The organism is Salinivibrio sp. PR932 (genome assembly GCF_001996125.1).
Lineage (GTDB): Bacteria > Pseudomonadota > Gammaproteobacteria > Enterobacterales > Vibrionaceae > Salinivibrio > Salinivibrio proteolyticus.
The window spans coordinates 16,427-28,506 of record NZ_MUFM01000027.1; the positions used below are offsets into that span (position 1 = coordinate 16,427).

13 protein-coding genes are annotated in these 12,080 nt (G+C 49.6%); 6 read left to right on the top strand and 7 right to left on the bottom strand.

The genetic code is table 11. The features are described from left to right. Nucleotides 1-163: 163 nt before the first annotated feature. Nucleotides 164-1,138 carry a CobW family GTP-binding protein gene (locus tag BZG84_RS12330; RefSeq protein ID WP_077479976.1) on the top strand — a complete coding sequence of 325 codons (975 nt, stop codon included), beginning with the start codon at nt 164-166 and terminating at the stop codon, nt 1,136-1,138. A 93-nt stretch (nt 1,139-1,231) separates the two neighbouring features. Here BZG84_RS12330 and BZG84_RS12335 read toward each other — a convergent pair whose 3' ends face one another. Continuing rightward, on the bottom strand, nt 1,232-2,380 hold the full coding sequence (locus tag BZG84_RS12335) for an acyl-CoA desaturase (protein ID WP_077678268.1): 1,149 nt from the start codon (nt 2,378-2,380) through the stop codon (nt 1,232-1,234). 268 nt (nt 2,381-2,648) lie between these two features. Here BZG84_RS12335 and BZG84_RS12340 point away from each other — a divergent pair, with 268 nt between their 5' ends. From BZG84_RS12340 to BZG84_RS12350, 3 genes are all read left to right on the top strand, one after another. After that, nucleotides 2,649-4,232 carry a hypothetical protein gene (locus BZG84_RS12340; RefSeq protein WP_077479978.1) on the top strand — a complete coding sequence of 528 codons (1,584 nt, stop codon included), beginning with the start codon at nt 2,649-2,651 and terminating at the stop codon, nt 4,230-4,232. A 105-nt stretch (nt 4,233-4,337) separates the two neighbouring features. Next, nucleotides 4,338-5,339, top strand: coding sequence for a response regulator (locus BZG84_RS12345; RefSeq protein WP_077479979.1), 1,002 nt, complete (start codon nt 4,338-4,340; stop codon nt 5,337-5,339). A gap of 4 nt (nt 5,340-5,343) precedes the next feature. Continuing rightward, nucleotides 5,344-5,805 (top strand): PAS domain-containing protein, encoded by a 462-nt coding sequence (locus BZG84_RS12350; RefSeq protein WP_069586922.1) that lies wholly within the window; start codon nt 5,344-5,346, stop codon nt 5,803-5,805. Nucleotides 5,806-5,811: 6 nt separating this feature from the next. Here the strand turns inward: BZG84_RS12350 and BZG84_RS12355 are convergent, their stop codons facing one another. Continuing rightward, nucleotides 5,812-7,338 carry a sensor domain-containing diguanylate cyclase gene (locus tag BZG84_RS12355; RefSeq protein WP_158074941.1) on the bottom strand — a complete coding sequence of 509 codons (1,527 nt, stop codon included), beginning with the start codon at nt 7,336-7,338 and terminating at the stop codon, nt 5,812-5,814. A 182-nt stretch (nt 7,339-7,520) separates the two neighbouring features. Then, nucleotides 7,521-8,315: a M48 family metallopeptidase gene (locus BZG84_RS12360; RefSeq protein ID WP_077479981.1), complete on the bottom strand. Its 795-nt coding sequence runs from the start codon at nt 8,313-8,315 to the stop codon at nt 7,521-7,523. 172 nt (nt 8,316-8,487) lie between these two features. Between BZG84_RS12360 and BZG84_RS12365 the strand changes: the two genes are divergently transcribed. Beyond that, nucleotides 8,488-8,934: a hotdog fold thioesterase gene (locus BZG84_RS12365; protein ID WP_077479982.1), complete on the top strand. Its 447-nt coding sequence runs from the start codon at nt 8,488-8,490 to the stop codon at nt 8,932-8,934. A gap of 5 nt (nt 8,935-8,939) precedes the next feature. Then, on the top strand, nt 8,940-9,164 hold the full coding sequence (locus BZG84_RS12370; RefSeq protein WP_069586918.1) for a DUF3389 family protein: 225 nt from the start codon (nt 8,940-8,942) through the stop codon (nt 9,162-9,164). Between the two features lie 101 nt (nt 9,165-9,265). Here the strand turns inward: BZG84_RS12370 and BZG84_RS12375 are convergent, their stop codons facing one another. From BZG84_RS12375 to BZG84_RS12385, 4 genes are all read right to left on the bottom strand, one after another. Beyond that, a complete protein-coding gene (locus tag BZG84_RS12375) occupies nt 9,266-10,093 on the bottom strand; it encodes a DUF2797 domain-containing protein (RefSeq protein WP_077479983.1) in 828 nt (275 codons plus the stop codon). A 99-nt stretch (nt 10,094-10,192) separates the two neighbouring features. After that, nucleotides 10,193-10,510 carry a hypothetical protein gene (locus BZG84_RS12380; RefSeq protein WP_077479984.1) on the bottom strand — a complete coding sequence of 106 codons (318 nt, stop codon included), beginning with the start codon at nt 10,508-10,510 and terminating at the stop codon, nt 10,193-10,195. Between the two features lie 124 nt (nt 10,511-10,634). After that, nucleotides 10,635-10,760, bottom strand: a complete 126-nt coding sequence (locus tag BZG84_RS16555; protein ID WP_274532433.1) for a hypothetical protein — start codon at nt 10,758-10,760, stop codon at nt 10,635-10,637. 224 nt (nt 10,761-10,984) lie between these two features. Further along, entirely contained in the window at nt 10,985-11,917 is a 933-nt protein-coding gene (locus BZG84_RS12385; protein ID WP_158011495.1) for an endonuclease/exonuclease/phosphatase family protein, read from the bottom strand. Nucleotides 11,918-12,080: the final 163 nt, after the last annotated feature.

Below are 12,080 nucleotides of genomic sequence, written 5' to 3' on the forward strand. Positions count from 1 at the left end.
TATTGGTAATGATCACCACTTGCAGTGAGTGCATGATATTTCATCACTTTTTGTGTCATTCATTGAGCTGAGAACGGACACTTTCAATGCGCGTGACCAAAAGGCGACGAGTATGGCGCAATCCGTTACACTACGCCGATACAAGTAACGAGCGGATAGAATCATGAGTCAGATCGCAGCCAACATTATCACTGGGTTTCTTGGCGTGGGGAAAACCACGGCGATTCGTCATTTATTAGCGAATAAACCCGAACATGAGCGTTGGGCTATCTTGGTGAACGAGTTTGGCGAGGTAGGTGTCGATGGCGCTATCCTCTCTGAACAAGGTGCGTTGGTAAAGGAAGTGCCGGGCGGATGCATGTGTTGTGTGGCCGGCCTACCCATGACGGTGGGGCTAAATACCTTGCTTGCCGAGAAGCCGGATCGGATTTTGATTGAGCCGACCGGGCTCGGTCATCCTAAAGACATTATCGGTAAGCTGACTCAGCCGCCTTTCGATGCCACCTTGTCGCTGGGCGCGACCATTACTTTGGTGGATCCGCGTTGTATTGATGATGTGCGCTATCGTGAAAATCAAAACTTTCATGATCAAATCGCGCTTGCGGATGTGGTAGTGGCCAATAAGCTTGACCAGTGTAGCGAGGCGCAAATCGCCACCTTTTATGATTATGTCACCGCGTTTGATGGCGAGAAAAGCTTGGTAACCGGTGTTGAACAAGGGGCGCTCGATACCGCGTGGCTTGCGTTACCGCGTCACGCTCGTCAAGCGCACTATCATCACCATCACAACGATGCTGAGCCGATGACCACACTCGCTCTGGGCCCGGACGATACCTTTACCCGCAAAGAAAACCAAGGGCAGGGCTATGTCAGCTGCGGTTGGTTGTTTGCCGCGCACTGTTGTTTTCCGTTTGATGCCTTGTACGGTCTATTGAGCAACATCAACGCTCAACGGATTAAAGCGGTGGTCAATACAGACGAGGGTTTTTACGCGTTTAACGTCGCTAATCAGGTGGTTACCGTGACGCCTATGTCGATTGAACAGGCCGAGTCGCGCATCGAAGTGATCGATACCGACGCCTTGCCTTGGGATGAGCTAGAGTCGATCCTGCTTTCTTTCCTTACCCCGTCTAACTAACTGGCATACACAGATCTTGCCAGCGGCGCGTTCTTATCCGATAAAAAACCGGCCCAAGTGGCCGGTTTGTCGTGTGTCGCTTGTTCGTCGCGGCTAGCTGGCGTATTTGGCGGTGAGCACCTGCCAGCTACGTTTTTGTTGCTGAAAACGCACCTTTAAATCTTGGTATTGCTGGGTTAGCTCGGCGTTTTCAACTTTTTCGCGCAGCTTGTCACGCTCGAGCGCTAACAGCTGTTTTTTCAGCGTATAGTAGTCCGCCATTTTGGCGACCAAGGCATCATACTCTTGTTGCAGGATTTGCAGACGATGCGAAGCGTGTGGCTTGTCACTAAGCTGTTGTGTGACGCGCTGCAATTGCATGGTCGCACGCGCCTTTTCAATCTTCTCTTCGGGGGTCACGCGCAGTTTTTCCGCCAGACCCAACCAAGATGCGGTTTTGATCAGCCATTTAGTGGGATCAAACTGCCACCAGCGAATGCCGTTGCGGTAGTCGTTCTCAAAAATATGGTGGAAGTTGTGGTAGCCCTCGCCAAAGGTCATCAAGGCAAGCACGCCATTATCCCGCGCGGTGTTTTTATCGGTATAAGGCTGGCTGCCCCACACATGCGCCAACGAGTTAATGAAAAAGGTGGTGTGGTGGCTTAGCACCAATCGAGTAAAGCCGACCAGTAAGATAGCGCCCCAAAGGTCGCCATGGAGCAAACCAAACGCGATAGGGAAGCCAAAGTTGGTGGCCAGTGTCAGCGCAAGGTAGTGCTTGTGTTGCCACATCACGATCTTATCTTTTTGCAGATCGCGGCAGTTGCTGTAATCGCCATAGCGGTTGGGATGGTATTCGCGCAGCATCCAACCAAGGTGTGAGAACCAAAAGCCGCGCTTGGCCGAGTACGGGTCAACATCGTTGTCATCGACATGGCGATGGTGAATGCGGTGATCTGACGACCAATGAAGCGCGCTGTTTTGCAGCGCAAATGCCCCACCAATGGCGAAGATAAAGCGCAAAGCCGGATGGGCTTGATAGGTTTTGTGGGCCCACAACCGGTGATAACCGGCGGTGATCGACAGGCCACAAAAGCTGAATGCGACAATCAGCGCGGTGATCTGCATCCAATCAAAACCATGATGCCATGCCCACAATGGCGTACCAATTGCGGCAATCAAAAAAGTGAGGGTAAACACGCTAATGTTTAACCAGATTAAGCGTGGTTTCTGAGGGGGAGAGGTTGAAGCCTTGGTATCCATAACTCGTTATCTTTATTTAAGCGTACACTTGTACGCTAGAATAGATGCGTGCTACAGCTTGGTCAAGCATTCCCCGCATTGAGTCGTCACAAAATTGTTTCTGTTTTTGTCCTTCGTCCGTTACTTGTTGAGATAGCTATACTTAGCTTTCACGAGACGATGTGACGAGTACGATGTTAGCGATAGTCACGGTGAAGAGTTGCCGTTTTCTGCCGATAACGGTGATAAAAACTGGATTGATTTTTCGATTAAAAATAGGCGGATAAGCATGATGTCCTATCCGGCTATTCCGCACTTTGTGAAAACCATGGGTCACCGGGTGGTGAGCTACATTCTCAATGTCACAGAGGCGGAAGGCCGACTGATCTTGATGCAAAAATTGGGGCTAAGCCGCACACAGCGCGACACACTCAACCAATATGTCGAGCTGTGTCGACAGCTACGTGTGTCTGCGGTGGAGCAGGGGGAGAGCGAGCAATCTTTCTTCTATCGTCTGCCCCATGTGATGCAAAATGGTCGTCATATTTTCAATGTGTGGCGCGCACAACAAGGTGGAGAGTTGGCAACGCGTGTTAATAGCGTTGATCCGCTTATCAGTGCCTTTTGTCAGCTTGCCGGTGAGCTCTATCCACTCTTTTTGATCAAAGCGGGCCATCGTCCTCATCTTTTCTATCGTGGGGCAGGTTACTTAACGGCTGCTATCGAACAGTTTCCAATCAGTAAGATTGTGCAAAAGCGTATTTTGGCCGATCCGTCCCTAGAGCGCTTGTTTGACGCCATAGGTAATGATCCTCAGCAAACGTTCGGTGACTACAAAGATGCAACCGGGCATCGTGGTGTAGTGAGTTTGGCGAGCTTGCCGGTATCGATTTTAATCAACAGTTATGACTTGATGCGGATCCGCGGGATCGTCTCTGCGGATCGCTTTGTCAGCACTGTACAAGAAATGTTGGATATCGCCCGCAGTCTTGCCGATGGCGAAGTGGCACATATTCCGATGTTTGTTGGATTTCGTAATGCGGCACTCACCAACTTAGCGGAATTGGATACTAAATGGGGAAGCATTCGCCGTTATACGCCAAGCATTGCTGAATACGTACTTCAAGCGCCGGGTTTAATGGCCAAACGACGCAATAACGGTTTTATGTTGGAGTCGGGCTATGCGTTTGCGATCAACTTTGGTGACTTCCTCGAAGATGACGATTGGCCAGATGAAGTGATGGATGCGAATACCGATCAGCAAACCACGGAGCTCAACATCACTTTGTGTATGGCGCTTTGCTACCTCACAGAATATAAACCCTTTGTCGCGCCCGAGTGGGTCTGGCGCATTGATCCTTTTTCGCTGGATAACCGTCGGCAAGATTTTGGTTCAGTGGCCGAAACCAGCGATCCCATCGCGATAGGTGAACTCGATTTGGTGGACATCGAGCGTTGGAGCATGTTGGTCGATGATACGGATTCGAGCGGCATTCGTTTAGCCATGTCCCGCTTATATGCCGCGGCAAAACGTCCCAACACGCAAGGGGCGCTGGTGGATGCGATTATTGCGTTGCGAAATATTTTTGCTGCCAGTGATGACATGGAGCGCATTGAACCTGCTGCGCGTCATCTTGTGAATGCGCCGTTAGATATTTCTATGATTAGTGCACTCACAGAGGATTGGCAGGCGTTGCTGACGGGCGAGTTTTTTGAAGACCCAGAAACGATCAGCGAAAAGGTGAACGATTGTGTTCAGCTTTGCTTGGTCTGCCTGCATCATTTGTACTTACAACACCCTCATTTGATCAGTCGCGCGGATCGTCTTCAAGCACTCTGTGACTTAGCTGAAACTCAAACCAGTGACCGATAAAGACAGTATTTTGACAGGTTTGCCCTCATCCCTTTTCATCTTGGTTTATGCTTACTGTGTTGACCCAGCCACACTCTCAGTTAAGAAGTCGACAAGGAGAGGCTTTTGACCACACAAATTCTGATCACTGATGATTCCGCACTGGCGCGTAAGCAGCTCGCGCGAACCTTACCCAAAGATTTAGATGCTGAGGTGCACTTTGCCGAGAATGGCAAGGTGGCTTTAGATGTTTTAAACAGTCAGTCGATCGATATTATGTTCCTTGATTTAACCATGCCGGAATTGGATGGTTATCAAACCCTTGAAGCAATGCAATCTGCCGGGATGACAGTCCCCGTCGTGGTGGTGTCTGGGGATATTCAACCGCTCGCTCAGCAGCAAGTGCTTGAACGGGGCGCGAAAGACTTTGTTAAAAAGCCCATTAGCCGCGAGCGCGTTGAGGCATTGATTAAAGCCTATCTGCCCACCGCAACCGCCTCGGAAACGGAGCGCTCCCATGCACCGAAGGAGAAGCTGAGCCGGCGTGATATTTATATGGAAGTGGTCAACATTGCTATGGGGCAGGCGGCAGATAAACTCGCGCGTCATTGTGGCGTGTTTGTTCACATGCCCCTGCCGCAGGTTAATGTGTTTGAGGTGACTGAATTGACCATGACCATTCGCCACTTGGCACAGTCAGACACCATGAACGGCGTTTGCCAAGGTTTTAGTGGCGAAGGGATTGCTGGTGAAGCTTTAATGCTGATCAGCGATTCCAGTATCAGTGACATGATCGACTTGCTGGATTATCCCGATGATGGCTCGCTCGATAATGAACTCGAGCTGTTGGTCGATATTAGCAATATCTTGATTAGTGCCTTTTTGCGAGGGCTCGGTGAGCAAGCTGCGCTCGAGTTTTCGCAAAGCTATCCGGCATTAATGGGACAACATGTAGAGGCAGATCATTTGATAGCTGCGATGAAAGGCTCTTGGAAACGCACGGTGACCATTGAAGTGAGCTACCAGATCGATGGCACTGAGATTAAGTGCGATCTATTGCTGTTATTACTGGATGAATCGCTACCTTTGTTGGATGCGAAGCTGGCTTATCTGATGGACGAGGAGTAAGGCGATGACAGAAGATTTTGATCAATTCCATTGGATGCTCGATATGGTGCAACACATCGATATGGGACTGATTGTGTTAGACAAAGATTTCCAAATTCAGATGTGGAACGGCTTTATGGTTCACCACAGCGGCAAACACGCTAAGGATGTGCAAAATCGCACCTTATTCGAGGTGTTTCCGGAAATCAACGAGCCTTGGTTTCGCGCCAAATCACAGCCGGTGTTTGAGTTACGCTGCCGCAGCTTTATTGTCTGGCAGCAGCGCCCTTACTTGTTTCGTTGCCGTCACGTGCGTCCGATTACCGGTCAGCTTCCCTTTATGTATCAAAACGTCACTATGCACCCCATGGCCAATACACGCGGTGAGGTGAATCATATGTTTATTTCTATTCAAGATGTGACCAATGAAGCGTTAGCAAGTCAAACGCCCCGAGCTACCGCACCGACTCGAACTGCATCGTCATAACCTCGCTTAGTTTTGATCGTCACGGGGTGACGATGATAGGTGTTCCGGCTCGCAAAAAGCGTAGGTGCCACCAGATAGCGACTTTTTGGCGTAATACATCGCAGCGTCAGAGCAATTGAGCAGTTGTTCGACAGACTCCCCATGTTCAGGATAGCAAGCAATGCCAATACTGGCAGAGAGTCGTGCCTGTTGCCCGTCCCCTACGTCAAAGGGTTTATCTAGGCTGGCAATAATTTTGGTTGCCACGCGCGCTGCATCGTCTGGCTGACTGGTGTACTCGAGAATGACCGCAAATTCATCCCCACCGAGCCGTGCTAGTGTGTCGGAATTACGGATACTATGTCCCATTCGTTTGGTGGTTTCAATGAGCACACAGTCTCCCGCATCATGGCCGTAGGTATCATTTATTTTCTTAAAGCCATCAAGATCGATAAACAAAAGCGCAAAGTGAGCGCTTTGCTGACGAGCTTGAGCCATGACGACATCGGCGCGTTGTTTAAACGCAACACGGTTCAAGGCACCGGTTAAAGTGTCGGTATGCGCCATATGCTCGAACTGAAGATATAGACGTTTGGTCTCATTGATGTCTTGATGGGTGCCGGCCATCCGCAGCGGCTGGCGGTTTCGGTCCCACTCCATAATCTTGCCCTTCGCCAATACCCATACCCAAAACCCGTCCTTATGTAGCATGCGGAATTCACACTCATAAAAGGGATCATGGTCACTGAACGCTGCTTCTATCTCTTTCGATGCGCGGCTGAAATCGTCGCTATGACAGAGCTTTTTCCAAGTTTCAAAAGAAGCTGGGGTCAGCTCCTCTTTCTGGTAACCCAAGATTTCGGCCCAACGCTCATTGATGACCAGCTCCCCAGAGGGAATATGCCATTCCCACGTGCCCACATGGGTGCCGCGAATAATTTCATCGAGGCGACGTCGTTCGAGCTTAAGCTCGTATTCCGTCCGTCTGGATTTGCTCAGCACCAACCACATGACAGCAAGTCCAGCCCCTAGTAAAAAAATGATCAGCGAGGTAATGACGAGTTGATGGTCTTTTTGCTTTTCGATTTGCTCGGTTTGTGTTGCGACCATCTTTTCAAGTCGGTTCTGATAATGCCAGAGGGACTCTTGCGTGGCGCGGAAATCGCTAATATCGGCGATAATTGAGAAGAGTAATCTTGCCCCCTGATAGTCGATAGGCACCGACGAGACTTCTACGGTTCGGGAGGAGCCGTCCGCCGTACGATGGCGAAAAACAAAATAGTTTCGGTTTTCCAGTTTGGCGAGTTTGCGCTCTTCAGCAATAGCTTCTGGTGATAAATCATTGATATCACCAATGTTCATCTGCGTTAGTTTATCAATTGAATAGCCATAAAACCGACTGGCGGCAGGGTTAGCAGCTACAATCTCACCACTTTCTGGCACGATCAACATCATTACCAGCGTATTCTTTTCAAACATCTGATCAAATGGGTCGACTTGACTCTGTGGCGTGGCAAAGGCTATCGGCACAAGCAAGACGCTTAACAGAAACATCAACAACTGCTTCATCACAAGTGGTGCTCACAGCGCGTGGTCTAAATTTTAAGCGTAACATATAGGTTAATTTGTTGTGTGACAAATGTAACCTAATGCCGCTGAAACCCTTTGCATCACCGTGATTTGAAGCAGAGTGTGACACTCTTCAATATGTTAAGAAAATATTTTTATTGATAATGCTAACTGGGCTTTTCACAGTGCGGTTTTAAACGATGAGGCACTTTAGGAAGCGCCTTCACGCCTTTTTCTAGCGCTTGAATACGAGTGTCAGGCGATGGGTGGGTCGAGAGTAACTCTGGTGGCGCACCCTCTGAGGCTTCGGCCATGTTTTGCCATAAGGCGACACTCGCACTCGGGTCAAAGCCAGCTTGATGCATGAGCTGTAAGCCAATTTTGTCAGATTCAGACTCCTGCGCACGATTGTAGGGCAGTAAAATCCCTACTTGCACGCCAAGCCCTAAACCGGCCATAGCCATCGCAGCGTATGGGCTGTCAGACATTGACATACCTGTGATGGTGAGTCCCAGCGTGGCGAGTTGAGAGCGAGATAGGCGCTCGTTGCTGTGGTCAGCCAGTACATGTCCGATTTCATGTCCAATCACTGCCGCGAGTTGATCCGGGGTATCTGCCACATTGAGTAAACCCGTATAAACGCCCACTTTGCCCCCCGGTAGTGCAAAGGCATTGACTTGCTCGCTATCAAATACGACTACTTCCCATTCGGAGAAATCTGCCTGTGGGGGCACGACGGCCAAAATAGCATCGGTGACACATTGTACATAGGCATTGATGGCTTGGTCGGAACTAATCGGCTGAGATTGTTTCATCTCTTCGAAAGAGCGTTGACCAAGGTTGGCCATTTGGTCGCCGGAAAACAGTAATAGTTGATTGCGCCCGGTGGGAGAGTGTGCGCATGCTGAGAGCAATATCGTGAGGCTTGCTGACAAAAACACGGTTTTTGCGATGCGTAGCATGGGGGCTCCCTTTATGGTTATACTCGTTGATGATGACAAGCTGCTGAAAAAACTAACGTATAGTAATCAACTAGACGCCGTTTTCAATATCGGGCTTTCATGACATGTAGCTTGATCTCCACCCAACAGTATGACAAACATCCACAGCGACGATGAAAAATAGAGGCAAAGTGTGAGCATTTGGAAAAAAGCGATGTCATTAGAGGCTTTGAACGCTTCTTCGAGCAATACCCTGGTTGCTCACTTGGGCATAGAGTATACGGCATTTGATGAATCGAGCCTCACTGGGACCATGCCTGTGGCTCCCCATACCCATCAACCTTTAGGCATGTTGCATGGTGGCGCGTCTGTGGTGCTCGCAGAAACGCTGGGGTCGTTGGCGGCAAACATGTGTGTGCCCGAAGGTAAGTATTGTGTTGGGTTAGATATCAATGCCAATCACTTGCGTGCGATGCGAGAAGGGATAGTGACTGGCGTGGCAAGTCCTGTACATCTTGGGGCAACCACCCAGGTGTGGAATATCACTATTCACGATGAGCGAGGTCGAGACGTGTGTGTAAGCCGACTTACGATGGCGGTGCTCACCGATAAGCGCGCCGATAAATCGTTGGAGGATTGAGGGAGATGGTGGTTGATATCGAACACGGTAAGCTAATCGTTACCGCGCATGAAGTGGTGATCAAATTGCCCGCAATGAAATTGAGTATGCAGGTTCAATCTGATTCGTTACAGATGATTGCGGATGCCAATGTGTTGGTGGCTGATGCTGGCGATGTTCGTTGGTCACTGCCGTTAAGTGCCCAACATATTGCGTTGATCTCAGATATTACCGGTATTCAACCGCAATAACCTGACTGAAATGAACGGCATCTTCCTCTGGAGGTCGTGAGAAAGGCACACTGTGCAAGCGTTAATCATCACTTGCACAGTGTCGCGGATTGGACGCGTGGTTAACTGTGCGACGCGCTGACCTCGTAGCTGGTAAACTTGCGCACATTGATCACGCCTGTATCAAAGATCAGATACTGACCTTTGATCCCTTGTAACACACCACTGACTTCAGGGTGTTTATCAAAGTTATGCGAACTGATCTTGGTAGGGTGCTTAGTGACAGGGTAACTAAAGCTCAATGCATCCAGCTCGGCGGGCTGAACCGCATCGCTACCAAACTGCAGACGAATATCCGCGAGCTCCGATTCAATCGCTTGAGTAAGTCGCGCCGCTTCGGCGTGGAGATCGAGCTGACCATTGTCGCCCTTTAAGATCGCGCGCCAATTGGTTTTATCCGCGACATGTTGTGCAATGGCGACTTCAACCAGCCCAGAAATATGGCGTGTTTTTACCCGAAACAGCGGAAGAGCCTGTGTGGCGCCTTGATCGTGCCAGCGGGTTGGCATTTGGTTAGCGCGAGTAATCCCGACTTTTAACCCAGACGTGTTGGCCAGATAGACGATGTGGTCTGTCATGCAGAACTGCTCTCCCCATTCTGGCTCGCGACACGTCCCTTGTGCATAGTGGCAGGTTTCAGGTTTCATAATACACATGTCGCAGCGGGCGAGCTTTTTCATGCACGGATAACAATGGCCTTGCGAGTAACTCTTTTTTGTTTTTCGTCCACACGCATCGCAAAAGATATTGCCAGTGTGGGTCAGGGTAAGGGTTTGTCCGAGGAGAGGGTTGAGATGCAGCTCTTCGTCACCGACACGCAGAAAGTACTGTACCTCTGCGCCGGCTTCTGTGCGCATCTTATCTAAGGTTCCAATCACGACATTGCTCATTCTAGTTTTATTAAGAGCGGCAAGTGTAGCAAATGGCGTGCACGGACGTCAGGTGGGAAAACACAGGCCAGCAGCGACTCGCCTGTGTTTGGCTAATCGTTAGCCGAGGCGGTCTTCAACCATTTGTTGGTTGTCGGTGGCATGTTCACGGTACAGGCTCACCGAGACGACTAACACTTCTTCTTGTGTGTCTTCGTTAATTTGTTCAATCACGAAATAGTCTGCGTCTTGATCTTGAACGCCACGCTCTGCTAAACGCAGCACATCTTCTTGAATGTTTCCTTGGATCTCGATATTGGCGGTCTTCTCAAAATCCCCAAAATCGAGGGTGGATTTGGCAATCAATTCCGGCGCAGCAAATGCATTGAAAGAAAGTAGTGAAGCAAAAAGCATGGACATCGAGAGGATTTTTTTCATGACGCATCGTTAAGTCGGTGGATTTGCTGACAACCTAGCAAAATGGCGGCGGGAACGTTGTCAGCACTGCGTTAAAACTGAAAAATTCGTTATTTACTGGTGACGAATGACGCAATGATATCCGTTAGCGGGATGCGTCTTCTACATCATCGCTAAATATGTCGTCTTCCTCGAAGCCGGTCGCATTGCCAAGATAGTCGGCAAGCAGATCGTCATCGGTTGGGATCACGTGCTGTTGTAATGTATCCATGATGGTTCTCCTTGTGCTGCGCCTGTTTTCAAGGCTAAGCGGTTTCCCCTTTTAGTTTGCACATGGCAGTTAGCTGACTCAGGATGCCAGATGACAGTCAGGACCTTTTTGCCAACTGCCCACATTAAACGATTTAGATGGTTGATTGCCATCAGTGTATTCAGTCTATGGCGGCTCGATGTCAGTATTGTGACAAGTTAACCAAAGCGACTATGCGCTTTGAGTTAGCGTTGCGAAGCTGCTGGCTGAGTGAATTGAGCCACGACGGGACAATGGTCACTTAAGCGGTAACGCATCACGGTATGATAATCAAAGTGATGCTGGTAGCTATATTGCCACTGCTTGGCTAAAGGTTCACTGACTAAGATGTGATCCACCAAGCGGTTATACATAACTTGATTCCACGATTGGGTTCGATGGTTGTACCGTCTTGCCTTACAGCGTGCTCGGACAGACTCGGTGACGTTTATTAAATGGGGCGGTGTGGGGGACTTTTCAACCAGACGAGTCTGAAAGTCTCGCCAAACGGCATCATCGCTCTCACCAATGTAGCGATTAAAATCGCCCGCGACCACGACGTGTTCGCCCGCATGATGACGATCACTCACCCAATCGGCTAACACGCGCATCTGCTTGTTAAGTTTATCGCAGCTTCGGGTGCCTTGTGATTGATGAAAACAACCTGATTTCAGATGGACAGAGAGCATATGAAACGGCGCTTGGTCAGGGGGCGTAATAATCACGTAGGTGGCGTAGCGTAGCGCTGGGACACCAAAAAAGCTGGGTAACGCGATCGCGCGAAGATCTTTTGGATCCGAAACGGTCCATCCATTGCGTACCGCAATGCCAGTCAGTTGTTGACTATTGGGTTTATCGCGCAGCGCGGGGTAGCGGTCAGAAAAGTAATAAGTGTATTGATCGCTGGGTACAACCCGTGCGAGTGCCGCCGGACTATCGACTTCTTGAAACGCGAGCACGTCCGGCGAGAGCTGTTCAAAAACCGAGGCGAGTTGATGATAGTCTTCGTCACCACGATCTCCAGCGCGTTGATCGCCTTTTAGGGTTAACCATTCAAAGTTCCATGTTGCTATCGTCAGCGCAAAGCTCGGGCACGTTACCGCCCAAAGCAACACTACGATTCCAAACCGCAGGATCACAGTGGCGTAAACCTCAATGATGACTTCATAACTGTGATCTTACTTGAAGCCTGTAAGTCACATTTGATCGAACCCACAAAATGCGGACAAGGTTTGATTTTAACTAACAAAAGTCACAACAATTCATCACAACATTGATGACCTTGTACGCGTTTATTCCTCC

Bases quoted from the DNA above. Each gene is read 5' to 3' on its own strand.
- BZG84_RS12350 (WP_069586922.1), top strand. From the start codon at position 5,344: ATGACAGAAGATTTTGATCAATTCCATTGGATGCTCGATATGGTGCAA.
- BZG84_RS16555 (WP_274532433.1), bottom strand. From the start codon at position 10,760: ATGGATACATTACAACAGCACGTGATCCCAACCGATGACGATCTGCTT.
- BZG84_RS12330 (WP_077479976.1), top strand. From the start codon at position 164: ATGAGTCAGATCGCAGCCAACATTATCACTGGGTTTCTTGGCGTGGGG.
- BZG84_RS12335 (WP_077678268.1), bottom strand. From the start codon at position 2,380: ATGGATACCAAGGCTTCAACCTCTCCCCCTCAGAAACCACGCTTAATC.
- BZG84_RS12375 (WP_077479983.1), bottom strand. From the start codon at position 10,093: ATGAGCAATGTCGTGATTGGAACCTTAGATAAGATGCGCACAGAAGCC.
- BZG84_RS12380 (WP_077479984.1), bottom strand. From the start codon at position 10,510: ATGAAAAAAATCCTCTCGATGTCCATGCTTTTTGCTTCACTACTTTCT.
- BZG84_RS12340 (WP_077479978.1), top strand. From the start codon at position 2,649: ATGATGTCCTATCCGGCTATTCCGCACTTTGTGAAAACCATGGGTCAC.
- BZG84_RS12355 (WP_158074941.1), bottom strand. From the start codon at position 7,338: ATGTTTCTGTTAAGCGTCTTGCTTGTGCCGATAGCCTTTGCCACGCCA.
- BZG84_RS12370 (WP_069586918.1), top strand. From the start codon at position 8,940: ATGGTGGTTGATATCGAACACGGTAAGCTAATCGTTACCGCGCATGAA.
- BZG84_RS12360 (WP_077479981.1), bottom strand. From the start codon at position 8,315: ATGCTACGCATCGCAAAAACCGTGTTTTTGTCAGCAAGCCTCACGATA.